At 74.3% G+C, this 25,738-nt stretch carries 14 protein-coding genes; 3 read left to right on the forward strand and 11 right to left on the reverse strand.

The features are described from left to right. Nucleotides 1-29: 29 nt before the first annotated feature. The gene (locus tag ACFY9S_RS00140; RefSeq protein WP_391120654.1) at nt 30-1,880 is read right to left on the reverse strand and encodes a glycosyltransferase; all 1,851 of its coding nucleotides are present in this window, start codon (nt 1,878-1,880) and stop codon (nt 30-32) included. A 157-nt stretch (nt 1,881-2,037) separates the two neighbouring features. Between ACFY9S_RS00140 and ACFY9S_RS00145 the strand changes: the two genes are divergently transcribed. Beyond that, complete coding sequence (locus ACFY9S_RS00145; protein WP_391122861.1) at nt 2,038-3,786, forward strand: hypothetical protein; 1,749 nt, start codon at nt 2,038-2,040, stop codon at nt 3,784-3,786. A gap of 99 nt (nt 3,787-3,885) precedes the next feature. Here ACFY9S_RS00145 and ACFY9S_RS00150 read toward each other — a convergent pair whose 3' ends face one another. Continuing rightward, the gene (locus ACFY9S_RS00150) at nt 3,886-4,371 is read right to left on the reverse strand and encodes a MarR family transcriptional regulator (protein ID WP_391120657.1); all 486 of its coding nucleotides are present in this window, start codon (nt 4,369-4,371) and stop codon (nt 3,886-3,888) included. Between the two features lie 122 nt (nt 4,372-4,493). Here ACFY9S_RS00150 and ACFY9S_RS00155 point away from each other — a divergent pair, with 122 nt between their 5' ends. Next, nucleotides 4,494-4,907 carry an Ohr family peroxiredoxin gene (locus tag ACFY9S_RS00155; protein WP_391120660.1) on the forward strand — a complete coding sequence of 138 codons (414 nt, stop codon included), beginning with the start codon at nt 4,494-4,496 and terminating at the stop codon, nt 4,905-4,907. Between the two features lie 19 nt (nt 4,908-4,926). On the opposite strand, the gene ACFY9S_RS00160 is transcribed toward ACFY9S_RS00155, so the two are convergent. The 9 genes from ACFY9S_RS00160 to ACFY9S_RS00200 form a co-directional block, all read right to left on the reverse strand. Beyond that, nucleotides 4,927-6,486: a hypothetical protein gene (locus ACFY9S_RS00160; protein WP_391120663.1), complete on the reverse strand. Its 1,560-nt coding sequence runs from the start codon at nt 6,484-6,486 to the stop codon at nt 4,927-4,929. Between the two features lie 71 nt (nt 6,487-6,557). After that, nucleotides 6,558-8,396, reverse strand: coding sequence for a hypothetical protein (locus ACFY9S_RS00165; RefSeq protein ID WP_391120666.1), 1,839 nt, complete (start codon nt 8,394-8,396; stop codon nt 6,558-6,560). Then, entirely contained in the window at nt 8,393-10,633 is a 2,241-nt protein-coding gene (locus ACFY9S_RS00170) for a CDP-glycerol glycerophosphotransferase family protein (protein WP_391120669.1), read from the reverse strand. The genes ACFY9S_RS00165 and ACFY9S_RS00170 overlap by 4 nt, the downstream gene beginning before the upstream one ends. 8 nt (nt 10,634-10,641) lie before the next feature. Continuing rightward, nucleotides 10,642-12,840 (reverse strand): CDP-glycerol glycerophosphotransferase family protein, encoded by a 2,199-nt coding sequence (locus ACFY9S_RS00175; protein WP_391120672.1) that lies wholly within the window; start codon nt 12,838-12,840, stop codon nt 10,642-10,644. Between the two features lie 166 nt (nt 12,841-13,006). After that, the gene (locus tag ACFY9S_RS00180) at nt 13,007-15,268 is read right to left on the reverse strand and encodes a CDP-glycerol glycerophosphotransferase family protein (protein WP_391120675.1); all 2,262 of its coding nucleotides are present in this window, start codon (nt 15,266-15,268) and stop codon (nt 13,007-13,009) included. A gap of 142 nt (nt 15,269-15,410) precedes the next feature. After that, on the reverse strand, nt 15,411-16,271 hold the full coding sequence (locus ACFY9S_RS00185; RefSeq protein WP_102910669.1) for a carbohydrate ABC transporter permease: 861 nt from the start codon (nt 16,269-16,271) through the stop codon (nt 15,411-15,413). Between the two features lie 115 nt (nt 16,272-16,386). Next, on the reverse strand, nt 16,387-17,733 hold the full coding sequence (locus ACFY9S_RS00190; protein ID WP_391120679.1) for an ABC transporter permease subunit: 1,347 nt from the start codon (nt 17,731-17,733) through the stop codon (nt 16,387-16,389). Nucleotides 17,734-17,737: 4 nt separating this feature from the next. Continuing rightward, entirely contained in the window at nt 17,738-19,150 is a 1,413-nt protein-coding gene (locus tag ACFY9S_RS00195; RefSeq protein WP_391120682.1) for an extracellular solute-binding protein, read from the reverse strand. Nucleotides 19,151-19,325: 175 nt separating this feature from the next. Next, on the reverse strand, nt 19,326-23,549 hold the full coding sequence (locus tag ACFY9S_RS00200) for an FHA domain-containing protein (RefSeq protein ID WP_391120685.1): 4,224 nt from the start codon (nt 23,547-23,549) through the stop codon (nt 19,326-19,328). Nucleotides 23,550-23,911: 362 nt separating this feature from the next. On the opposite strand from ACFY9S_RS00200, the gene ACFY9S_RS00205 reads away from it, so the two are divergent. Next, entirely contained in the window at nt 23,912-25,636 is a 1,725-nt protein-coding gene (locus ACFY9S_RS00205) for a protein kinase (RefSeq protein ID WP_391120688.1), read from the forward strand. Nucleotides 25,637-25,738: the final 102 nt, after the last annotated feature.

The following is a 25,738-nucleotide window of genomic DNA, read 5'->3' on the forward strand; positions in this document are numbered from 1 at the left end:
GTGCGCTGCTCCGTCGTGGTCCGGTGCTCTCAGTGAAGCAGGCGGCGCAGCCGTGCGCGGGCGACCGACAGCACGCCGCGTACGCCGGGGGCCACCCGCAGTGCCAGCGCGCCGGAGTGGGTGGCGTACGGCTGTACGAGTACCACGCCGTGCCGGGCGCTGGGGACAGCGCTGCGGCGCAGCAGACCGGAGCCCGTGAGCGCGTGCGCCGAGACGTCGCGGCTCACGCCGCCGCGAAAGCGGATACGAAGGCGCAGGTCCCAGGTGCCCGCGCCGAGCGCGGACAGCGCGGCGAGGTCGACGGCCACCTCCGCCGACCAGGCGCCGCCGCGGACGGAACCGGCGGTTTCGGCGGGCTCGAAGCCTTGCGCGCAGGGTCCGAGTGCCACGGCCCCGGCGACCCCGGCAGGGTCGGAGCCCTGAGCGAGCGCTACGGCCCCGGAGTCGGTGGTCCCGGCCGACTGAGGGCCGTGGGCGAGCGGCACGGCTCCGCAACCGGCGGTCCCGGCAGGCCCGGAGCCGGCGGTCCTGGCAGGCCCGGAACCGCTTGCGCACGGCGTCAGCGGCACGGCCGTGTCCCGGACCACCAGGTCCCCGTCGTCCCGGTGCAGCCACTCCACCTCCACCGTCTCCGGCCCCGCCTGTGCCACCCGCCCGTACAGCTCGTGCAGGCGCAGCCGCAGCCGGGTGCCGCGCGCGCACGGCCGCAGCTCCGCGTCGACGGCGAGGGGCAGCGCGCGAACCGGCCGCGCCCGCAGCGGCTCCAACGAGACCGGGAGGACGTCCGACCAGACCGGCGTGCCGTCCGCGGAGCGGGCGTACGGCGGGCGCAGGCGGGCCGGGCGGGCCGCGAGCTCCCGCAGCCGGGGCAGGTCGCACGGCTCCGGGGAGGCCAGGACGATCTTTCCGGCCAGCCGGCCGGGAGCGGCCGGGTTGCGCGCCCAGTCGTCGGCGTCGTACTCCGCGAGGTGCGCCCGCGTGAGCTCCCACCACGCGCGCCGGTAGGCGGCGTCGCGCAACCCCAGTTCACGCAGGTACATCCGCAGGTCGTGGTCGAGGAACTTGCCGCGCACGGCCCGCGCGAGTTCCTTCTGCCCGGCGCCCAGCAGCACCTCGTACGCCTGCCGGCACGCCTCAGTACGGGCCCTCCAGTTCTCGACGCCGGACCGGTCGAGGGAGATGGACAGCCGCCCGGCCGACCGGCGCACGTGCCAGACGTACACCCGGTCCGGGACCAGGGCGATGCGCGGAGCCGCGGCCAGGACGCGCGCGGTGAAGACGACGTCCTCGTACGGGAAGCGCCCCTCGGGGAAGCGGATGCCGTGCGCCCGCAGGAAGCCGGTGCGGTAGAGCTTGTTGACGCAGAGCGTGTCGTGGACCAGGCGCGGTCGCCGAGCGGGGTGCGGCACCACGGCGTGCAGTGCGTAGAGACGCGCCTGCCAGGGGACTTCGCGCCCCGACGGCAGCTCGCGGCGTACGCACAGACCGCCCGTGACCTCGGCGTGCGCACCCTCGGCCGCTTCGAGCAGCGCCTCGACCGCGCCGGGCGGCAGGACGTCGTCGCTGTCCAGGAACATCACGTACGGCGAGGTCACCGCGTCGAGCCCGGTGTTGCGCGGGGTGCCGCAGCCGCCGCTGTTGGCCCGGCGGCGGATCACCTTCAGGCGGGGCTCCGAAACGGCGAGCCGGTCGAGCAAGGCGGCGCTGCCGTCCGTCGAGCAGTCGTCGACGGCCACCACCTCGCGCACGGCCGGGCCCTGGGCGAGCGCCGACCGCACGGCGTCCGTCACATGCGCGGCGTCGTCGTAGCCGATCACCACGACGGCGACCCGGGCAAGCGGCCTCCGGGTGTCCCTCTCGGTCTCACTCTCGGCATTCATCACGGCGGATGGTAAGCCGGGCGAATGACATGAAAGTGATAACACACCATCAAATCGTATTGATGCCTCTGATTCAGCGCAGAATCGTGCCGTGGAGAGCGGACAGTCGAGGGGGAGCGGCCGGTTCGGCGTGGGGCGGGCGCCCGTGGCGGTGCCCATGGCGGTGATGCTGGCGACCGGGCTGTGGGGCTTGGACCGCGGCGGTATGTGGGGCGACGAGAGTGTCACCTTCCAGGTCGCGCAGCGCACGGTCCCGCAGATCTGGCGGCTGCTGCACGACGTGGACGCCGTCCACGGCCTCTACTACCTGATCATGCACGCCGTCCTCACCGTCCACCCCGGCGAGGTCGTGCTGCGCCTGCCGTCGGTGTGCGCGGCGACGGCGACCGCCGGCCTGGTCGCGGCCCTCGGCGTCCGGCTGGCCGGGCCCCGCGTCGGGCTGTGGGCCGGGCTCCTGTACGCGATCACGCCGATGACCGGCCACTACGCCCAGGAGGGCCGGTCGTACGCGCTCGTCGCGGCGGGCGTGGCGGGGGCGACGCTGCTGCTGCTGAGGGCGGTGGACGGGGCGGGGGGCCGGGCCTGGTGGCCCTACGGGACGGTCGTCGCCCTGACCTGTGTGCTGCACGAGCTGGCGGTGCCGGTGCTGGGCGCGCACGCGCTGACGCTGGCCCTGCTGCGGGTGCCGCGTCGGGTCTGGTCCGGCTGGGGGCGTGCGGCGGTGGCGGTGGTGCTGCTCCTGCTGCCGCTGGTGTGGGTCTCGCAGGGGCAGTCCGGGCAGGTGGCGTGGCTGGTGCCGCCGGGGTGGGACCGGGTGGAGAGGCTGGCCCGTCACTTCTCTCCCGGCCCGGCGGGGCCGGTGTTCTGGGGGTCGCTGCTGCTGATGGCCCTGGGACTGCGCGAGCGGCGCACGGCCGCGGTCGCGCTTCCGCTGCTGCTGGTGCCGCCGGGGATCCTGATGACCGTGTCGCAGGTCCGGCCGCTCTACCACGACCGGTACGTGCTCTACGCGCTGGCGGGCGCGTCCCTGCTGGTCGCGGCCGGCGCCGGGCGGGTGGCAGGAGCGCTGGGGCGGCCGATGCGGTTCGAGGGGCGGCGGGTGCGGTTCGAGGGGCGGCGGATGTGGTTCGAGGGATGGCAGGTGCGGTTCGGCGGGCAGCGGACGCGGGCGGCGCGTCGCCGGGCGCAGGCCTTCGTGGGCGTCACCGGCGCCCTGGCCCTCACCGTCACCTTCCTGCACCAGCTCCCCGTGTACCGCCAGGACCGGTCCGCCGCCCACCGCCCGGACAACCTCGCCGTGGTCTCCGCGCTCGCCGTCAGCCGGATGCGCCCCGGCGACCCGGTGCTGTTCGTGCCGTCGGTCGGCAGACTCGCCGCGCTGGCCTACCCGAAGGGGTTCCGGCGGGCGCGGGACATCGCGCTGCGGGAGTCCGCGCCCCGCTCCGGGACGCTGTGGGGCCGGGAGGCGACCCCCGGGGAGCTGCGGCGGCGCCTCGCCTCGGTGGACCGCGTCTGGGTCGTCGCCGAGCGTTCCGCCCTGGACCCGCGCCGGAGCCCGCCCGACCCGGTCGAGCGCGCCAAGCTCGCCGTCCTGGCCGAGGGATTCACCGTCCGTGAGGAGCACGTCCGTGAGGAGCACGTCCGTGAGGAGCACGTCCGCGAGGAGCACGTCCGCGAGGAGCACGTCCGCGAGGAGCACGTCCGCGAGGAGCACGTCCGCGAGGAGCACGTTCGCGACGACGTGCTCCTGCGCCTCTACGTCCGGCGCCCGCCGGGAGACAGCTCGCCGGGAGACACCCCGGCCGAAGACACCCCGCCCGACGAGCCGCCCCGCGAACCGGCCGACGGCCGGTCACCCGGCGTACCCGCAGGCGCCCCGGCACGCGGCGCCCCGGCTCCCGGGTAGCCCCGCCCGGCCCTCGGCGCCCCGGTTCCGGAGTGCGCCGCGGCCCTCGGAGCCCCGGCCCTCGGCGCCCCGGTTCTGCCGTAGCGCCGCCCGGTGCCGTTACGGCCGCTCGTCGGCGGACGAGCCGTCCGGCTCCGCGAGCGCGGCCGCGTCCAGCGCGGTGGTGAGGTCGTCGAGACGGGCGCGCAGCACGCGGACCTCCTCGGGGCCGAAGCCGGTCGAGGCGGCGATCCGGCGCGGCACCTGCAGCGCCCGCCCGCGCAGCGCCACGCCCTCCTCGGTCAGCCGCACCTCCACCGACCGCTCGTCGCGGGAGCTGCGCTCCCGGCGCACCAGACCGGCCGCCTCCAGCCGCTTGAGCAGCGGCGACAGCGTGCCGGAGTCGAGACGCAGGTGCTCGCCGAGCTTCTTCACGGGCAGCTCGTCGTGCTCCCACAGCACCAGCATCACCAGGTACTGCGGGTAGGTGAGCCCGAGGTCCTTGAGGATCCCGCGGTAGACCCCGTTGAAGGCCCGGGAGGCCGCGTGCAGGGAGAAGCAGATCTGCTGGTCCAAACGGAGCCAGTCGTCGTCGGGCGTGTTCATGCCTCCAGGGTAGCTCGCGTCCGTCATTCAATTGCACACAATTGAATTGTGTGCTCTACTTCTGGATGTCGGGCGGCCCGGAAGCGGGCCGCCGAACGATGACGTGAGAGGGAAGGTTTTCCATGGACGCGCTCTACACCGCTGTCGCCACCGCCACCCACGGCCGCGAGGGCCGGACCGTCAGCTCCGACGGCGTGCTGGACCTCGCCCTGGGCATGCCCCAGGCGCTGGGCGGCAACGGCCAGGGCACCAACCCCGAGCAGCTCTTCGCCGCCGGTTACGCCGCCTGCTTCGGCAGCGCCCTCGGCCTGGTCGGCCGAGGGGCCAAGGTCGACGTCAGCGACGCCGCCGTGACCGCCGAGGTCTCCATAGGCAAGCAGGGCGAGGGCTTCGGGCTCGCCGTCACCCTCCGCGTGGAGCTGCCCGACAGCGTGGACGAGGCGACCGGCCGCAAGCTGGTCGAGCAGGCCCACCAGGTCTGCCCGTACTCCAACGCCACCCGCGGCAACATCGAGGTCGACCTCGTCGTCGAGTAGTCCCCGAAGCCCGCGAAGGTCACCCCCCGACCCGCGCCAGCACCTCCCCCGTCCGTCTGCTCCACGCCACCACCACGGCCTCCTCGGGCACCGGGTGCCAGCGCGTCAGCAACAGCCAGCGCACGTGGTAGCGGCGGACGACGGCGGACCGCTCGGCGCGGGTCGAGCCGGGGGCGAGATAGGCGCGGACATCGGCCGCCCGGCGCTTCCGCTCCCGCTCGTTCAGGGCGGGGTCGGGCCAGATGGGCGCGGCGAGGTTCGGCCCGTACCCGGCGATGGCGTGAGAGGCGAAGTACCCGTCGGTGATCACCACCTCGCCGGCCCCGATGTGCCGCGCCGCCCAGTCGTACGACGGCCAGCGCGTCGGCTGCGTGAAGCCCACCGGGTCGACCGAGCGCGGCACGACCGCCCCGGCGTGCACGACGACGAACCCGACGCACACCCCGGCCGCCGCCGCCCCGCCCAGCGCGCGCCTGGCCCGGTGCCAGGGCCGGGGCGCCGCCAGCTCCACCGCCAGGGCGAACTGCAGCGGGACCAGCGCGGCCCACAGGGCCCTGGCGTACGTGTAGTGCCCGCTCACCCAGCCGTATGCCACCAGCAGGCACTCCAGCAGGAACATCAGCACCAGCGGATCCCGCGCCGACCGGCGTGCCCGCAGCCACAGCGCGGGCAGCCCGAGCAGCGCCAGCCAGGAGTTGGCGGGCATCCTCTCGTACAGCTGCCGGTGCATCGCGTCCATGCCGGTGTCGCCCACCAGCGTCAGGACGTCGTAGTAGGGCCAGGTCAGGGCGACCGTCGCGCAGGCCGCCGCGGTGAGTGCCCAGCGTGCCGCGACCGGCCGCCGCCAGCCGCGCTGCCGGGACGCCACGATCGCCACCGCCCCGGTGAGCGCCGAGGCCGCCGTGACGGGATGGGTGAGCAGGATCAGCCCGTACAGGGCGCCGATCCCCGCGTACCCCCACCAGCCGCCGAGCCCGCTCGGACCGACGAACCGCACCGCGGGGGCGTCCTCCCGGGCGCGCGTGCCCGTCCAGGCCCACGCCCAGAACGTCAGCCCGATGGCGAGCGCGGACGGGTAGCCCAGGTTCGTCGTCATCGACATCAGCCCGAGGTAGCCGCTCCACAGGATCCGCGCGGTGCCCCAGAGCAGCGTCATGGACAGCAGGGCCCACACCGGCGCCCACGGGCGCGAGGTGAGTGTCCGGACGAAACGGCCGAGCCCCGTCAGCAGCACCAGCAGATGCACCGGCCCGGCGAGCTTCACGACCTCCCAGCCCGTCAGCCCCGTCAGCCGCGCCAGAACGCCCTGGGCGACCGCGTACGGCCCGTAGTATGGGCTGCCCGCGCCCGGCAGGTCCGCCATGGTGTGGGCCGGGTGGAGCAGGTCGGCCTTGAGACGCTCGACGACCGCCGCGTGCTGTCCGGCGTCACAGCACAGCGGGATCCGCCAGTACGCCAGCGTCATCACCAGCCAGAACAGGGCGCCGTAGAACTGGTACGGGGTGAGCCTGCCGGCACGGCCGCCGCGCAGCGCCGTCGCACCGCGCACGGCCCGCCGGATCAGGACCGGGGCGCTCACAGGAGGGTGGAAGGGGTCTGGGGCATGCGCCGAATGTTCCCGCCCCACGCATGCCCTGACCCCGGATCACTTCATCGGGTGAGGCCGCTGCGCCCACCTGCCGGTCGGTCGCACAGCGCCTGCTGTGCCGCCGCCGGCCAGCGCGCGAAGCGGAACCGCGTCCGCTCGACCGCTCCGGTGAGGTTCCGCCAGAACCGCTCGGCGGTGAGCGGCGCGCGCACCGACTCCCTCAGCTCGGCGAGATCGCCGCAGCCCAGCGCGGCCCGGGCCGCCTCGACCGCCTCCCGTGTGGCCCCGGCGCGCAGCAGGTCGCGCTGCGGCGGACGCTTCACCGCCCACTCGGCGAAGACCCAGTGGTTGCGCAGGAACTTCTCGTGCCCGGGCCAGCTCCACCGCTCCAGCGTCAGGTGCGCGCCGATCGGACTGGCCAGCCCCCAGGCGTCGTTGACGTAGGCGTCCAGCGGCGCCGCCGCCCCCGTCACGCCGAGATGGCGGCCCACGATCACCACCTGGTACGGCGAGTCCGCGCGCATCGGCGTCGCGTGCAGCCGCCGCCCGGCGTCGAAGTAGAGCAGCGTCGGCCCGGGCGCCCGCTCGGCCCGGGCCAGCATGGCGCGCCCCTCCGGCAGGGCGGGCCAGTTGTCCACCCAGGTGGCGGTGCGCACCGGGTTGTGGTCGCCGAGGCCCTCCACATCGGAGCTGCGCACGTTGAACGAGCCGGGCGTGCTGCGCACGTCGAACGGAGCCCGCAGCGGACTGACCGCCGCGCACAGCCACACCACCAGCAGCGCACCCGCCACGCCGGTGACCCTGGTCGCGGGCACGACCAGCACCGGCAGGAGCAGCAACAGAAGGGCGGGCAGGATCATGCGGGCGTGCATGTAGTCGCCGCCGACGCGGACGACGTACCCGGCCAGCAGCAGGCCCGCCGCGAGCGGCGCCAGCAGCACCGCGAGCGGGGCCCGTCCCGGGGCGCGGTCCCGTTGCTCCCGGCGGTTGCGCCGCACCAGCAGGACGGCCAGCGCCCCGAGCACCGGCAGAGCCGGCCACAGCCAGTACGGCCCGAGGGTCTCCTGCACGTACCCGGCGCCCCGGCTCCAGTCGCTGGCGCTCGCCTCCTTGGCGATGGCGGGCAGCGGCACCAGGACCCCGTAGTACCCCGCCCGGAAGACCTCGTACGCCAGTGGCACCGCTCCCGCCGAGGCCAGCATCGCCGCCGTGCCCCGCCGTGAGGGACGCAGCACCCACCACTGCGCGGCCAGGAAGCAGGCCGTGACCACCGCGAGATCGGGCCGGACCAGCGGGCCCAGCCCGAACACGAAGGCGGCCTGGTACGTCAGCCGGGCCTCCTGCCCGCGCCGGGTCCGCGTCAGCAGCCACCACGACAGGCCGGTCCAGAAGGTGCCCAGACCGCTCTCCAGACCCGAGGTCATGTACGACCAGAACGGCGGCACGGCCAGGAGTACGAGCACACCCGCCGGGAGCAGCAGCCCCGCCCCCCGGTGCAGCCTGCATGTGGCGAGCAGGGCGAACGCGAACCCCGCGGTGCTCAGCACCAGGCCGAGCCCGACCGCGATGAACGCCGGGTCCTCGCCGGTGACCCAGGTGGCGAGGGCGAGCAGCCACTGCCACAGGGTGCCGGTCGAACTCTCGGCCCGCTCGCCGACGTTGAACACGGGCCCGTTGCCCGCCAGGATCTGCCGGACCGGGCGCAGGTAGATGAGCCCGTCGTCGCAGATCCAGCGGCGCCGGTAGCCCAGCGCGAACAGGGCCGCGGTGGGCACGGCGACCAGGGACGCGTGCCACCCGGGCACCCAGCGCGGCCGATCGGCGGCGACGGGCGGCCGGGCCGAGGGAGCCCGCTGGCCGGGCAGGGACGGGGCGGCCTCGGGGGTCGCGGGGATTCTCATCTCTCGATCAGCGCCTCTGGTCGTGTGCGGGCCCCCTCGGTCCGGCGCGCCGCGGGCAGCAGCGTCCCGCCCCGCTCGCCCAGCATCAGCAGCCGGACGACCCGCTCGGCGGCCCGGCCGTCCTCGAACTCGCAGTACCGCTCCCGGAAGCCGGAGCGCAGCCGCGCCGCCTCCGCGTCCTGCCAGGTGCCGGACGCGAACAGCCAGGCCAGCTCCCGGTACGAGCGCGACACATGGCCCGGCGCGTCGGCCGTGATGTCGAAGTAGGCGCCCCGGCTCGCCGCGAACGCCCCCCAGTCGTCGGCGTGGACGACGATCGGCCGGTCCAGGAGCGCGTAGTCGAACATCAGGGCGGAGTAGTCGGTGACCAGCACGTCGGAGGCGAGCATCACGTCCTCGACGTGCGGCTCGTCCGTGACGTCCACCAGGACGCCCCGCCGGTTCAGGTCGGCCACGCCGAGGCCCCGCGCGACGCCCGCCGCCAGCGACGGGTGCAACCGGACGAGCAGGGTGTGCCCGGGGCCCAGGTCCGCGGCGAACCGGGCCAGGTCGAACCGGTCGACATGCCCGCCCCGCCGGTAGTCCCGTCGGGTCGGCGCGTACAGCACGACCGTGTCACCGGCCGGGACGCCGAGCCGCTCGCGCACCTCCCGGCCCCGGTCCGGACCGGCTCCGACCAGTACGTCGTTGCGGGGGCTGCCGGTCCGCAGCGAGGTGAAGTGGCACGGATAGGCCCGCTCCCAGGCCCGTTCCGCGTGCCGCCCCGCGACCAGGCTGTAGTCCCAGCGGTCGGCGCGGCGCAGCATCTGCGGCACGTCGAAGCCGTGCCGGGCACCCGGCTTGGTCAGCAGGTCGGCGCCCATGTACTTGAGCGGCGTGCCCTGGTGGGTGTGGATGTGTACGCTGCCGGGCCGCTTGGCCAGGGTGCCGGGCCAGTTGACGTTGTTCACCCAGTACGTGGCCCGCGCCATGACCTCGTGGTAGCGCCGCGAGCCCGGCGTCACATGGTCGATGCCGGGCGGCAGCGCGTCCACCGCGTCCTCCCGGACCACCCACACGCCCCGGATGTGCGGGGCGATCTCGCGGGCCTTCTCGTAGATCGCGGCCGGGTCACCGGTCACACCCTGGTGGTGGGTCGCCGAGTAGACGGCGAGACGCGGATCCAGCGGGCGCTTCGACTGAGCCGTGTACCAGCCGCGCAGAGCGCCCTCCGACGCCTTCTTCGCCACCCGTCGCCGCCCGCCCAGGGCGGAGGCGCGCAGATCCCGCAGCCCGCGGGCGGTCGCGTACGCCGCGTAGGGCGCAGAGGCGAGCAGCCGCATCTCGGCCCCGCGCCAGCCGTCCGGCCGCGGGAAGCCGCCCTCGGGGAGGTGACGGCGGTGGAAGGAGCGGATCTCGCGGTAGAAGTCGCCCCGGTCCGCGGGCCGCACCCGGTCCTCGCGGGCCAGCACGAACAGCATGTGGTCCAGCGCCCGCTCCAGCAGCAGCGGCCGCGCCCAGTCCAGGTCGGGGCGCTGCTCCAGAAAGGCGAACAGGCCCTCGTACTGGGGGAAGATCTCGAAGTGCCGGCGCCCGGGCGTCTTGGTGATCGCGCCCTGGCGGCGCTGCCGGTACTCCACGCCGATCCGGTCCAGGCAGGCGATCCGGTCGGCCAGCACCATCGACCGGTAGGTGACCGGCGCGTCCTCGTACAGCCCCGGCGCGTACTCCAGCCCGTGCTCCTGGAGGAAGGAGCGGCGGTAGGCCTTGTTCCAGGCGACCAGGAACAGGTTCAGGTACTGCGGGCTCTGCCGGATACCGAACGTCTCCAGGCCCGCAGCCGCCAGCAGGTCCGCCGCCTCGCTGCGTCCGCCGCGGCCCCACCAGTGGGTACGCACATGGTCGAAGACCAGGATGTCCGGGTCGCCGGTCACCGCCAGGCGGGCGGCGACGGCGGCCAGCAGGCCCGGTGTGTAGTGGTCGTCGCTGTCCAGGAACAGGACGTAGTCGCCGGCGGCCTGAGCGAGGCCGGCGTTGCGGGCCCGGCCCAGACCGACGTTCTCGGGCAGGTGCAGCACCCGCACCCGGGCGTCGCGGGCGGCGTATTCGTCGAGGATCGCGCCGCTGCCGTCGGGCGAGCGGTCGTCCACGGCGATCACCTCGAAGTCGCCGTAGGACTGGCCGAGCACCGAGTCGAGACACTCGCGCAGGAAGCCCTGCACCTGGTAGACGGGGACGATGATGCTGAAGCGGGGCACTTCTTCGGTCAGCTCCTCACGAGGGTGGCGGCGGGGGCCGGGACGCGCTCCGCGAGCGGGATCACGGGCGGGATCGACTCGGGCGGCTCCCCGAGCAGCACACGGCGCACGACGCGCTCGGCGGCGCGCCCGTCGTCGCACTGGCAGAAGCGCTCCCGGAACGCGGCCCGCAGGGCGGCGGCGGACTCGTCCGCCCAGGAGCCGTCACGGAAGACGGCCGCCAGCTCCCCGGGAGTCCGGGCGACCCGGCCCGGCGGGAGCTCCATCAGGTCGAAGTAGACGCCCCGCGTCTCCCGGTAGACGTCCCAGTCGTCCGCGTACACGACGATCGGCCGGTCCAGGTTGGCGTAGTCGAACATGATCGAGGAGTAGTCCGTGATCAGCGCGTCCGCGGCCAGGCACACGTCCTCAGAGGAGCGGTGCCCCGTGACGTCGATGATCCGGCCGCCGCCCCTGCCCGGCCCCTGGTCGTAGAAGTAGTGGGCGCGCAGCAGCACCACGTACTCGTCGCCGATCGCCTCGCAGAACTCCGCCAGGTCCAGGCCGGTCTCGAAGCCGGTGGCGTAGTCACGGTGCGTGGGCGCGTAGAGGAGGGCCTTCTTTCCGTCGGGGACGCCCAGTTCCTTGCGGACGCGGGCGACGTCCTCGGCGGACGCCGTGCAGTAGACGTCGTTGCGCGGATAGCCGTACTCGAGGGTCTCGTGCGTGCTCGGGAACGCCCGCTCCCACATCTCGGTGGAGTGCCGGTTGGAGGTGAGGTTGTAGTCCCAGCGGTCCACCCGGGCCAGCAGCTTGGCGAAGCTGCCGGTGGCCGCGGCCACCACGGGGTACGTCGCCTGGTCGGCGCCCATCGTCTTCAGCGGGGTGCCGTGCTGGGTCTGGAGGTGGACGCTGCCGGGGCGCTTGACCACGGCGTCCGCGAAGTTGGCGTTGTTGACCAGGTACTTGGCGCGGGCCAGCACCTGCCAGTACCTCCGGCTGCCGATCACCGCGTACTCCACGCCCGGCGGCACGCTGCCCACCGCGTCCGGCTCCACCAGGAACACCGCGCGCAGGTGTGGCGCCAGTTCGCGGGCCTTGGCGTGGATCGCGGCCGGGTTGCAGACGTAGCCGCGGCCCCAGTACGCGCAGTACACGACGAGGTTCCTGTCGAGCGGCAGGCGCAGGGCCACCGCGTAGCGCAGCCGGGTGCGCAGCCCCCGCGGGCGGGGGAGCAGCGCGGCGGCCCGCAGCGCCCCCCGGTTGACGGCGCGCAGGGCCCGGAACGCCGGGTACGACCCGCAGGCGAGCAGCCGGTGCTGGACGCCGAGGCTGCCCCCGGGGGGCCGGTAGCCGGCGGGGCGGTGCCGCCGGTAGAGCGCGCCCGCCCGCCGGAAGAAGGCCCGGCGTCCGGACGTCAGCCGCCGTGGATGGGCGGCCGTCTTCAGTACGGCGGCGAAGAGCTGCTCGAACAGCGGTGTCAGCCGGTCCGCCGGAAGCCCCTGCTCAACGGCCCGTGTCAGCACCAGCTCGGCCTGGTCGAGCAGCTCGGCGTGGTGCGCGCCGGGCAGGCCCAGCCGGTCGCCCTGCCGGCGCCGCAGATGCCGGACGACGACCGTGCGCAGGGCCGCCATCCGCTCCGCCCGCAGGGCGACCAGCCCGCCGAAGCCGACATCGGTGAAGTGGCCCCCGGGGAAGGCGAGGCCCTGCCCGGTGAGGAAGGCGCGGCGGTAGGCCGCGCTCCACGCCGGGAGCGTCACGCCCGTCAGCTGCGGGGCGCGGCCGGGGGCGAAGGCCCCGTCCGGTGCCCTGGCCAGCAGGGGAGCGGCCGGGTTGGTCGGCTCGCCCTCCCACCAGGGGGTGCGCTCGTACTCGAAGTACAGGACGTCCACGTCGCCGGTCTCGCCCAGCCGGGCGTCCAGCGCCGCGAGCGCCCCCGGGACCAGGACGTCGTCGCCGTCGAGGAACAGCACATGGCCGCCGACCGCCGCCCGCAGCCCGGTGGTGCGCGCCCCGGCCAGTCCGTCCGCCGGAGGCGAGTACACCGGCGTCACCCGGGAGTCCCGCTCGGCGTAGCCGGTGACGACGTCCGCCGCCGGCGCGTCGGGTGCGTCGCACACCGGGATCAGCTCGAAGTCGCCGAACGACTGGGCGAGGACCGAGTCCAGTGCCAGGGACAGCCGGCCCGCGACCCCATGGGACGGGACGACGATGCTGAAGCGGGGCATTCTGCTCTTTCCGTCGAGGGCGGTGTTCACAAGGTGGTGGAGGCGGGCCGTCTCACGCGGCACGCGGGCGTCCCGGCCGCCCGGACGGGCGCCAGGAGGACGGGCGGCTGGGTGTCGGCCGGGACGGGCTGGACGGCATGCGGACTCCCCGGGGTGAGAACCGTGGTCAGAGGCTGTCGGTGACGGCGTGGGGGCCGGCCGGCAGCGGCACCGTGGTGAGCGGTTCGCGCGTCATCGAGGCCGCCGCCGCGGGCACCGGACGGCGCTCGCCGAGCGGCACGACCGGCGGCAGCTCCGACTCCCCGAGGACGACCCGGCGCACCACCCGCTCCGCGGCCCGGCCGTCGTCGTAGGCGCAGAACCGCTCGCGGAACGCCGCCCGCAGCTGGGCCGAGCGGGAACCGCGCCAGTGGCCGGTGGCGAAGATGTCGATCAGCTCGTCCTCACCCCGGGCGACCGCGCCCGGCGGGGAGTCGCGCAGGTCGAAGTAGGTGCCGCGGGCCGCGTCGTACGCCTCCCAGTCATCGGCGTGGATCACGATCGGCCGGTCCAGGTTGGCGTAGTCGAACATCAGCGACGAGTAGTCCGTGACCAGGGCGTCCGACGCCAGGCAGAGCGACTCGACGCTCGGGTGGCCGGAGACGTCGACGACCCGGCCGCCGGTGCTGGTCAGCGGGGCGTCGTAGGCGTGGTGGGCGCGGGCCAGGACGACGAAGCGCGGGCCGAGGCGGCGCACGATCCGCTGGAGGTCGAGGGTGTGGCGCTGGGAGCGGCGGTAGTCGCGGTGGGTCGGCGCGTACAGGATCGCCACCGAGCCCCGCGGAATGCCCAGAGAGGCGCGCAGCCGGGCCACGTCCGCCGGGGTCGCCGTCCGGAACACGTCGTTGCGCGGGTAGCCGTACTCCAGCGTGGTGTAGCGGCCGGGATGGACCCGCTGGTTCGTCAGTGTGGTGTGGCGGTTGGCGGACAGCACGTAGTCCCACCGGTCGACGTCCTTCAGCAGCCGCGCGAAGTCCCGGCCGCGGGCCGCCGCGGGACGCTCCTGGAGGTCGAGGCCGATGTGACCCAGCGGGGTGCCGTGCCCCGTCTGGATCAGGACCTGGCCCCGGCGCTTGGCCAGGCGGTCGTCGAAGCCGGTGTTGCTGACCAGGTAGCGGGAGCGGGCGAGAGCCGTCCAGTAGGCGGCCGTCCCGGGGACGAGGCGGCGCGGGCCGGGCGGGATCGTGTGGTGGTGCTCGCGGCGGGCGGCCCACGCCGTGCGGATGTGCGGGGCGAGCTCGCGGAACGCGGCCTCCAGCGCGCCCGGGTTGCAGCCGTGGCCGCGGCCGTCGTAGGCGGCGAAGACGGCTCGGTCGGCGCGCAGCGGCAGACAGCGCTGCACGCGGTAGTGGGTCCTGAGGGCGGCCGACCGCAGGCCCCGCAGCAGCGTCCCGGTGGCCCTGGCGGCGGAGCGGTTCAGGGCGGAGGCCAGCTGGAGGGTGCGGTAGGTGCGGTGCAGACCGAAGCGGATCAGGACGTGGTGGATCCGGCAGCGCAGGGGCACGGGGGCGCCGGGTGTGCGGTAGCGGCGGTAGTGAGCGCGGGCCCTGCGCAGGAAGTCCGCGCGCGAGCCCTGGGGCAGCCGGTCCCGCCGGGAGTACACGATGGCCAGGTGGTGCACCATGCGGCGGAACAGCACCGGCCGCCACCGGGCCAGTCCGGGGCGCTCGTCCAGGAACGCGAAGACCCGGTCGTACTGCTCGAAGACGTCGAAGTGCCGCTCGCTGGTGGTGCGCAGGATGCTGCCCTGGCGCCGCTGCCGGTAGTGCACGCAGACCCGGTCCAGGGTCGCGATCGACTCGGCGGTCATCAGCACCGGGTACGTCCACGGCGTGTCCTCGTAGACGCCGGGCGGGAAGACGAACCCCTCCCGCTCGACGAACTCCCGCCGGTAGGCCTTGTTCCAGGCGACCATCAGCAGCCGCAGCAGCCCCGGCCGGTCCTCCAGGCGGAACGGCGCCGGTCCCTGCTCGGTGAGCTGCAGGGCCGCCTGGTTGCGGATCGCCTCACCCGTCCAGTAGGTGCGGGCGTAGTCGAAGACCAGCACGTCCGGCTCGCCGGTCTCCTTCAGCCGGTCGGCGATCGACCGCAGCGCGTCGGGCGTGAGGGTGTCGTCGCTGTCGAGGAACAGCAGGTAGTCGCCGCTCGCGTGCGCCACCCCGGCGTTTCTCGCGCGGCCCAGGCCCACGTTCTGCGGCAGGTGGACGGGGCGTACGCGCGTGTCGCGGGCGGCGAACTCGTCGATGATCGCGCCGCACGCGTCCGGCGAGCAGTCGTCGACGACGATCAGTTCCAGATCGGGACAGGACTGGGAGAGCACCGATTCGAGGCACTCGTGCAGGTACGCCTGAACCTGGTACGCGGGGACAATGACACTGAACCTGGGCAAGAGGCCATCCATCGGTCGGCGCGGGCGTTCGGCCCGGGAACGGCCGGTGGGCCGACTTGGTTACGGTGGCTACGGCATCCGGGGGAACGCCGAAGGGGCGGCCCGCCCCCGGCCCGCCCCTTCAACTACCGTGCTTTGCCTGCTACTTGACCGCGCCCGCCATCACGCCGGACACGAACTGCCGCTGGAACGCGAAGAAGACGGCCAGCGGGACGACCATCGAGATGAACGCGCCGGGTGCCAGCACGTCGATGTTGTTGCCGAACTGCCGTACCTGCGTCTGGAGCGCGACCGTGATCGGCTGGCTCCCGGAGTCCGAGAAGATCAGCGCGACCAGCATGTCGTTCCACACCCACAGGAACTGGAAGATGCCGAGCGCGGCGATCGCCGGACCGCCCAGAGGCATCACGACACGGAAGAACAGGCGCAGTTCACCCGCCCCGTCCAGCCGCGCCGCCTCCAGCAGCTCGCGCGGGATCTCCGCGAAGAAGTTGCGCAGCAGGAACACCGCGAACGGCAGACCGAAGCCGACGTGGAAGAGCACCACGCCGATCACGGAGCCGAAGATGCCGATGCCGCCGAAGAGTTCGGCGATCGGGATCAGCGCCACCTGCACGGGCACGACCAGCAGACCGACCACGCCCAGGAACCACCAGTCCCGGCCGGGGAACTCCATCCAGGCGAAGGCGTAGCCGGCCAGCGAGCCGATGATCACGACCAGCAGGGTCGCCGGCACGGTGATCCATACCGTGTTCAGCAGGGAGCCGGTGATGTCCTCGTTCTCCAGCAGCTTCGCGTAGCTGTCGAAGGTGATCTGCGAGGGCTCGGTGAACACCTTCCACCAGCCGCTGGCCGAGATGTCCTCCGGCGCGCGGAGGCTGGACAGCAGCAGCCCGATCGTCGGCACCAGCCAGAACAGCCCGACGACGATGAGGAACACCCGCAGCAGCCCACCGCTGACCTTCTCGGCGAGCCGCGATCCCAGCGACTGTTTGGCTTTCACCGCCGCACCTCCCGCCGCAGCCGACGCACGTTACTGTGCCTTCCCGGGGACGCGGACATCAGCGGCTGCCGCCGGAGGCCCCCGGGCCCCCAGCCGGGGAGAGGTCGAGACGTTTTCATCGCCTGACCTCCCGCCGCAGCCGACGCACGTTGAACCACATCACCGGGATCACGAGCAGCAGCAGGAACACCGAGATGGCGCTGGCGATGCCCGGCTGGTCCTCGGAGAAGCCCTTGCGGTACAGCTCCAGGGCGAGGACGTTCGCGTCGTCCTGGGAGGAGCCGGGGGCGATGATGAAGACCAGGTCGAAGATCTTCAGCACGTTGATCATCAGGGTGACGGCGACGACCGCCAGCACGGGCGCCAGCAGCGGCACCGTGACCCGTCTGAACACCTGCCACTCACTCGCGCCGTCCACGCGTGCCGCCTCCAGCAGCTCCCTCGGCACGCTCGCGAGCCCGGCGGCGATCAGCACCATCGCGAAGCCCGCCCACATCCAGATGTACGAGCCGATGATGGCCGGGGTGACCAGGGACGGGCCGAGCCAGTCCAGGCCGTTGTAGGGCTCCTTGAAGTTGCTTGCCGGGAGCTGGAGTTGGGCCCCGTCGGCCGAGGCGGGCAGCGTGAAGGTGCCGTCGTCGGCGGCCGTCGCCGACGCCACCACCCTGCCGTCCTTCACGGCCTCGATCTTCATGCCGGCATAGCCCAGTTCGGCGGAGTCGACACGGTTGAGCGTGCCGACGCCCTTGCCGCGTGTGAAGTCCTGCCAGGTCGTGCCCGTGACCTTGTCCGGCTCGGGCTTCGGCGCCGCCGCGGCCTCGGCGCCGTCGGGCATCAGGTCGGGCGCCACACCCACCAGGGGCAGCGAGACCGCCTCGCCCGCGCGGACGGGCGACGTGGTGATGAACGCGCCGCCGCCGGCCGGCTCCAGCGGCGAGTCCCGGCCCGGGTGTGCCTTCGGGAACGCCGACGCCTGGGAGAACGTGTCGTGCACGCCCACCCACACCGCGTTCGCGAAGCCCTTGTCCGGGTTCTGGTCGTACACCAGGCGGAAGATGATGCCCGCCGCCAGCATCGAGATCGCCATCGGCATGAAGACGACCAGCTTGAACGCCGTACCCCAGCGCACCCGTTCGGTCAGCACCGCGAAGATCAGGCCGAGCGCCGTCGCGACCGTCGGCGCGAACACCACCCAGATGATGTTGTTCTTCAGCGCGGTGCGGATGCCCTCGTCGGTGAAGAGGGCCTTGTAATTGTCTATTCCGGCGAAGCCGTCACCGGACTGGTCGTAGAAACTGCGTACGACCGAGTACCCGATCGGGTACACCACGAGCGCGCCGAGCAGGACGAGCGCGGGCAGCAGGAACAGCGCCGCGACGGTCCTGCGGGTGCCGGTCACACTCTTGCGCGACTTGGGAGCGGCAGGGGGCTTGGTGCCCCCTGCCGCCGGAACCGACGTCATGACGTCAGTTCCCGTACGCCGCGGCCGCTTCGGCCTCCAGCTTCTGCTGAGTCCCCGCGATGTCCTTCGGGTTCTTCAGGAAGTCCTGCAGGATCTTCCACTCGCCCTTGCCGGGCGTACCGCCGAAGGCCTGCGGGGCTTGGTCGGACATGTCGAAGCGGAAGTCGTCACCGGCGTCGATGAGCGCCTTGGCGATCTTCTGCTGCACCGCGTTGGGGTACGCGGAGTTCGGCACGTTCTTGTTCGGCGAGAGATAGCCGCCCAGCTTGGCCTGGATCTGCGCCGCGTCGGGCGAGGCCAGCCAGGTGGCCAGGGCCTGCGACCCCTTCGAGTCCTCCAGGATCACGGCCGCGTCACCGGCCGAGACCACCGGCCCGTTGTCACCGACGGCCGGGAACGGGAACACCTTCGCGTCCGTGCCGATCTTCATGGCGGAGGGGATGTTGACCTGCGCGAAGTCGCCCGCGGCGACCATGGCGGCCTTGGGCTGGTCCCCGCCGGTGAAGACCTGGGTGACGGACGCCGGGAAGTCGGTCTGCAACGCCCCGTTCGCCCCGCCCGCGATGTAGTCCGCCTTGCCCCAGACCTGCGCGAGCGTGGTCAGCGCGTCCTTCACGGACGGGTCCGTCCACTTGATCTCGTGCTTGGCCAGCTGGTCGTACTTCTCCGGCCCGGCCTGGGAGAGGTACACGTTCTCGAACCAGTCGGTCAGCGTCCAGCCCTCGGCGCCGCCGACGGAGAACGGGGTGACGCCGGAGTCGTAGACCGTCTGCGCGGTGCTGAGCAGGTCCGGCCAGGTCTCGGGCTCACTCGCCCCGGCGTTCTCGAAGACCTGGTTGTTGTACCAGATCAGGGACTTGTTGGCGGCCTTGTAGTAGACGCCGTACTGCTTGCCGCCCACCTTGCCGATGTCCTGCCAGCCCTGCGAGTAGTTCTCGCCGAGCTCCTTGAGGGCCTCGGCGCCGAGGGGCTTGGCCCAGCCGCGGTCGACGGCCTGCTTGATGGCGCCCGGCTGCGGCAGCATCGCGATGTCCGGCGGCTGCCCGCCGGCCACCTTCGAGCCGATGAAGTTGATGATGGGGTCCTGGGCGGGCACGAACGTCACCTTGGCGCCCGTGCGCTTCTCGAACTCCGCCAGGACCTTCTTGAAGTTGGCCTGTTCCGTACCGCTCCACACGGCGGCGATCTCCAGGCTCGTGCCGTCCAGCTTGGGAAGAGTGACGCTGTTGGCGGTCTCCTCGCTGTCGCCCGTGCTTCCGTTGCTGCTCTTGTCGTCGCCTCCGCAGGCGGTGAGCGAGAGCGCGAGCGCTCCCGCGGCGACGGCTGCCGCGGCCTTTGCGGCTCTGCGGTGCTGGGGGGTCGCCGTGTCCTGCTCGGGCGACCAGCGTTTCCGGATGGTGCTGCTCGTCATGCGCATGACTGCCCCGTTCTTCGTTCCTCGTCGAACGTCGAGCGCGCTCCCGTGCGATCTGGTCTACGCCCGGGTGTGCGGGGGCGGCAAGATGGCGTCGGCTGTCAAGCGGGGGATCGTGACTCCCTCGTGACCAGGGCCGTGGCCCATGACGCCGGGTGGGGCCGGCGGCCGTCCCCGGCTACAGGAGCGACGGCACCTTCGCCGCCGCGACCTCCCGCGCCGCCCTTTCCAGCGCGCTGGCCAACAGTGCCAGGTCGGTCGGGCCGTTTCCGAGCTCCCGCACCGGACGCCGGGCCGGAGGGTCACCCATGCGGTGCCATTCCAGGGGGACGACCGTGGGGCGCAGCGTCGCCGTCCGGGGGATCCGGCCGGTGACCCGACCGCCCTGGAACGGGGTGGCCCGCCCGGCCGCGCCGGTCAGCCTGCCCCGGCCGGGGGCGGGTTCGTCCGGGCCGGAGCCGGGGCCCGGACCCGGGGCGTCGAGCGCGACGCGCAGGGTCGCCCGGCGCGCCGGTTCCGTCTCCGCCGTTCGGGCGCACGGGCCGGTGGCCGCCACCAGATGGACGCCGAGCCGCTCGCCCTCCTTGGCCACGGCCTCCAGCGCGCGCATCACCGACCCGGCCGCGGGCCGGCCGGTCGAGCCGAGCGCCGGGGAGACCAGCGCGTCCAGGTCGTCGACGACCACGACGAGCCGGGGGAGCGGGGGCGCGGCCGCCTCCGTGTGCCGCCGGGCCGCTCCGGGCCGCAGCCGAATGGTGGAACTGGACGGGGAGTCGATGTCGCCGGCCCCTCCCGCCTCGGCCTGGGCACCGCCCCGGCCCGTCGCCGTGCGCTGGGCGACCATACGGCCCGACAGCTCGCGCCCGGTGTGCCACTCGGCGAAGTCGGACCGACCGAGCAGCTCGGCACGCCGCTTCAGCTCGGCGCTCAGGGACTGCGCGAACTCCCGCATCCGGACCGGGTCGTGGGCCATGAGCAGCGTGGTGACGTGCGGTACGTCCGTACACACCCGCAGGCCCTCGCCGTGCCCGCCGCCCGCACCCGGGCCGCCCCGGCCGTCGACCAGCACGATGCCGAGGCGGTCCGGCCGCTCGGCGGCGGCCAGCGACGCGACGATCGCCCGCAGCAGCTCCGTACGGCCGCTGCCCGGCGGACCCTCGATCAGCAGATGCGGGCCCTGGGCCGCGAGGTCCGCGCAGACCGGCCCGCGCGGACCGGCGCCCAGCACCGCGCGCACGCGTCCGCCCAGCGCGTCGGCGTCGTCGGCCGCGTCCGCCCAGCGCGCCATCAGGGACGCCGGCGTGGCCCTGGCCAGGCCCAGCTCGTCCAGCAGACGGGCCGTCTGTGGCAGCGGTGCGGAGACGCGCGGCTGGCCCTCGCCCGCCGGGCCGTCCGTCCGCAGCGGCGCCAGCGCCCGCGCGAACCGCTCGGCCCAGGCCGGGGAGACGGCGTCGACGGCGGCGATGGTGCCGTGCCCGACCGGCCCGGCCGGTGCGCCGTCACCGCCGACCCGGGCCACCCGCACCAGCCGCAGGGCCGTCGCCACGTCCCCGCTGAGCAGCGCGACCGCGCCGCACTGGCGGAACGTCGGCGCCACCGAGCAGGCCGCGTCGTACGTCTCCGTCACCGGCGAGGCCGGGGAGGCGGCGGCCGTCTCGGCCAGGCAGACGACATGGATCCCGGCCTGGGGGCCCTCCAGCGCCAGCCGCGCGACCGCTGCGCGCAGGTCGGCGCCGCCGGGGTCGCCGTCGACGACCACGACCGTGTACGGGCCGGGGAAACCGGCTGTCGCGTCGGTGCCGGAGTCGTCGTTCTGCGCCCAGGAGGGGCGGCGGGGGGCCGGGACGACCGCGGCGGGGGACGAGGCGGTACCGGTGGGCTGTGCGCCGTCACCCGCGGCCACGTCCGCCAGCTGGTCCTCCAGGCGGCGGGTGAGTTCGTCGGTGCGGGCCGCGGCCTGCTCGCGGTCGAGGGCCAGCAGCAGCCGGCAGTCCTGCCCGTGCGCCGGCCGCACGTGCGGCAGCCAGCCCAGCCAGGACCACTCGGCGGTGCGCTCCTCAAGAGGGCGGGAGCGGTCGGCGGCGATCAGGACGATCTCCAGCATGTCCGGGGAGTGCAACGCGGTGAGCTGGGCCAGCACGGTCCGCGCCAGCCCGGCCAGCCGCGCGCGCGGCCCGGCCAGGCCCAGTGCGCCGACCTCGCGCAGCCCGGCGGTCACGGGGACGGCGGGCAGCAGTCCCGAGCCGTCCGGCGCCGCCCGGTCGGCCGTACCGAGGCGCACGGCGAGTGCCTCCGGGTGGCCGGGGCCGCGCTCCCACAGCCGCGGCCCGGGCCCCAGGGCCGTGAGCAGCAGCGTGGCCGGGTCCGGCCACGTCTCCGGCGCGGCCGGCACGACGACCGGGTGCTGCTCCGCCACCACCGCGGCCGGGCCGTCCTCATATGCCTCACGGGGCTCCGCCGCCTGCTCGCCACGCCCTCCTCCGGCCAGCCGCCGGGCCCACGCCCCGAGCCCGCCACGCCTGCGGCTCCCCGGGGGCACGTCGGTGCCGCGCAGGGGAGTGCCTTTGCGCCCGCGCCCGGCGCGCTGGTCCGCGAGGGCGGGGTCGTCGGTACCGCTGGGAGCAGCCGGCCCGTCCTGGGGCCGACGGCGCGCACCGGTTCCGTCCGCGGGGCCGGTGTTGTATGCGGGACCGGTGTCGTACGCCGCTGCGGCGCCGTCCGGGCCCGCGTGGCCGAACGCCGCGATCCCGGAACCTCCCGCGTGCGTGTCACCGGTGCCGCCCGACGGCCTTCCCGCATCGCGTTGCCGCACGGCGTCGGCCGGGGCTCCGGGAGAGGTCAGGGGCGGCGAACCGTGAGCGGCGTCGTGCTGCCGGGTACGCGTGCTGTGCGTCCCGGAGGGGGTCTGGGCGGCCCCGGGCCGCGATCCACCGCCGGCCGTCTGCCGAGGGGCATCGCTCCCGGTGCCTCCGGGCGGCACCTCACTCCAGCCGTCCCCCGCATGGGCCGCGCCCCCCGCACCCGGGGGCGGCACCTCACTCCGGCGGCTCGCGGAGGGGGCTTCGCCCTGGTTGCCCGGGGGTGGCGCGGTGCTTCGGCGGCTGCCGGGGGGTGCTTCGGCCCGGCTGCCCGGGGTGGGCACAGCGCTCCGGCGGTCCCCCGCGTGGGCCGCGCCTGGCGGCGGCACGTCATTCCGGTGGCCCCCGGAGGGTGCTTCGCCCCGGCTGCCCGGGGACGGCACGTCACTCCAGCCGTCCACCGAGAGGGCTTCGCCCCCGCTGCCGGCAGGGCGGGCATCGCTGCCCTGCCGCCACTTCCGCGGCGCTTCCGGCCCCGCGCCCGCACCGCCGCTGCCGAGCCGTGGCGTTTGGTGTCCCGCCCGCGCACCTCCACTGTGGGTCCGCGGCGCCTGAGATCCCGCCCCCGCATCCCCGCCGTCGGTCTGCGGCGCCTGAGATCCCGCCCCCGCATCCGCGCCGTCGGTCCGCGGCGCCTGAGATCCCGCCCCCGCATCCGCGCCGTCGGTCCGCGGCGCTTGGTATCCCGCCCCCGCACCCCCGCTCTCGATCCGCGGCGCCCCGCCCTGCCCCGGCACCACGGCCGGATCAGCGGAGCCGGGTCCCGTGGCAGCCGGCGTGCCCCAGGGCGCCGAGCCGTGGGCGTGGTGCGTGGGACCCGAAGGCCCGGCCGGTACCGGATCCCCCACGCGCGCGGGAGAAGGCGGGAGCGCCCCGTCCCAGGCGGGGCCGGCCACGCGGACGTGCCCCTCCCCGTCCGGTGTCGTCTCCACCCGGCCCCCCGGCCCCCCGGCGGGGACCAGCCGCAGGGCCGACTCGCCGATCCGCAGCAGCGCACCCGGCGCGAAAGGCACCACCCGGGCGCCGACCCGCGTGCCGTTCACCGTCGTGCCGTTCGTGGAGTCCAGGTCGGCGACCGCGACGCTGCCGTCCGCGCTCACCGTCACAGCGCAGTGCAGCCGGGAGACGTCCGGGTCGTCGAGGGGTACGTCGGCGTCGGCGGAGCGGCCGATGCGGATCTCGCCGCCGTGCAGCAGATGGACGCCGCCGGCGTCGGGACCGGCCACGACCTGGAGCTGGGCCGGGGCGTCCTCCAGCTCGGGATGCGGCTCCGGCTCCCCGGGCGCGCCCACGGACAGCACGGCACCGTCGGTCAGCGGGGGCTCGCCCAGGGTGCAGCGCTGTGTGTCCAGCCGCTGCTCACCGGCGTACAGCACGGGCGCGCCCGAGACGTCACCCCCGGAGACCACCTGGACGAGCGCCGACGCCACCGCGGCGAGCGCCGTACCGGCGGGGGCCGTGACCAGTACGTCGCTGCGCGGGGCGCGGTCCCGCGCCGGCGCCGACGGGCCCAGCGGATCTACGACGGTCAGCCGGATCTGCATCGCCGTCAGCGGTCCCTTCTGCCCGGGCGCGGAGTCCCCCACCCCGCCCCAGCACGTCGGCCAGTACTGCCAGCATCCTCGCACCTGCCACTGACAGCGCGCCCCTCGCTCGGGAAAAGGTGATCTTGATTGGTCGGCTCTGCCCGCAAAAGTGCCTGAGAGATGACCCACAGGCGACGTCTTGAGATCAGTCACGTCCGTTACCGGCAACCACAAGACCGAGGTGAGCGTCTTTCCTTCGAACGGGTGTGAGGGGCGCTACGTAAGACCCACAGAAAGACGACACCCCGGTCCTCGGCCCCCCGGCCTTACAGTGGGTCGGACAGGCCAGCAGGCAAGGCAAGCACCAGGGAGCGCATGACGTGCGGCCGGTAGGCAGCAAGTACTTGCTCGAGGAGCCGCTCGGACGCGGCGCCACGGGCACCGTCTGGCGAGCCCGCCAGCGCGAGACCGCGGGCGCCGAGGCGGCCGTGCCGGGGCAGCCCGGCGAGACCGTCGCGATCAAGGTCCTCAAGGAGGAGCTGGCCAGCGACGCGGACATCGTCATGCGGTTCCTGCGCGAGCGCTCCGTCCTGCTCCGGCTGACTCACCCGAACATCGTCCGGGTCCGCGACCTGGTGGTCGAGGGCGAGCTGCTGGCGCTGGTCATGGACCTCGTCGAGGGCCCCGACCTGCACCGCTATCTGCGCGAGAACGGGCCGTTCACCCCGGTCGCCGCCGCCCTGCTCACCGCACAGATCGCCGACGCGCTCGCCGCCAGCCACGCCGACGGCGTGGTCCACCGCGACCTCAAGCCGGCCAACGTCCTGCTCCAGCAGTACGACGGGCGGATGCACCCGCTGCTGACCGACTTCGGCATCGCCCGTCTGGCCGACTCCCCGGGACTGACCCGCACCCAGGAGTTCGTCGGCACGCCCGCGTACGTCGCCCCGGAGTCCGCCGAGGGCCGTCCGCAGACCTCCGCCGTCGACATCTACGGCGCCGGCATCCTGCTGTACGAGCTGGTCACCGGCCGCCCGCCGTTCTCCGGCGGCTCCGCCCTGGAGGTGCTGCACCAGCATCTGAGCGCCGAGCCGCGCCGCCCCTCCACCGTCCCCGACCCGCTGTGGACGGTCATCGAGCGCTGCCTGCGCAAGAACCCCGACGAACGGCCCAGCGCCGAGAACCTCGCCCGCGGCCTGCGCGTCGTCGCCGAGGGCATCGGGGTGCACGCGAACTCCGCGCAGATCGCCGCCGCGGAGGGCGTCGGCATGCTCCTCGTGCCCGACCCGGCCCCCGCGCCGGTGCCGGACATGTCCGGCGAGGCCGACCCGACCCAGGTCCTCCCGCAGGGCGCCGGATCGTACGACCCGAACGCCGCGACCAGCGTCATGCCGCACACCGGCGGCCCGGCCGGCGCCGCCGACCCCACCGCCGTCATGCCCCACCGGGGCGCGGCCGACCCGACGGCCGTCATGCCGCCGGTCCCGCCGGGCTCGCCCGGTCACCCCGGCCAGCAGAACCAGCAGGGCGGCCCCGAGGACCCGCACCCCTGGCAGAACCAGCTGCGGGCGGCCCGCGACCGCAACGAACAGACGCAGGTGCAGTACCTCGACCCCGGCCAGGACCCGCTGCGCCGCCGCCCCCAGCGCCAGGTGGCCCGCCCGCAGCAGCAGCAGCCCCCGCAGCGCCAGGCGCCCCCACCCGGCCCCGGCTACGGCCACCCGCAGCAGCAGCCCCAGCAGTACGCCCAGCAGCCCCAGCCCCAGCAGTACGCCCCGCAGCCGCAGCGGCCCCAGCCGCCGCAGCGCTATGCCCCGCCCGCGCCGCCGCCCCAGCCGCAGCAGCCCCAGCCGCCGCAGCGCGAGCCCCGGCAGCCGCGGCAGCGCAGCGCCAACCCGATGCGGATCCCCGGGCTCGGCTGCCTGAAGGGCTGCCTCTTCACGATCGTCATCCTGTTCGTCGCGGGCTGGCTGATCTGGGAACTGAGCCCGCTCCAGGAGTGGATCGGCACCACCAAGGGCTACTGGGACCAGCTCACCGACTGGTTCAGCACCGTCACCGGCTGGTTCGAGAAGCTCGGCGGGAGCGGTTCCGGCACGAACTGACCGGAACCGCCCTGCGGGGTTGGTGATTTGTCGACACCCGGCGGCTGATTTCGGCTTCCACGGTGAAGGTTGGCTCTCCGGACGCGTAGTTTTAGCGACAAC

Source organism: Streptomyces sp. NPDC012474 (genome assembly GCF_042955185.1).
GTDB classification, from domain to species: domain Bacteria; phylum Actinomycetota; class Actinomycetes; order Streptomycetales; family Streptomycetaceae; genus Streptomyces; species Streptomyces cahuitamycinicus.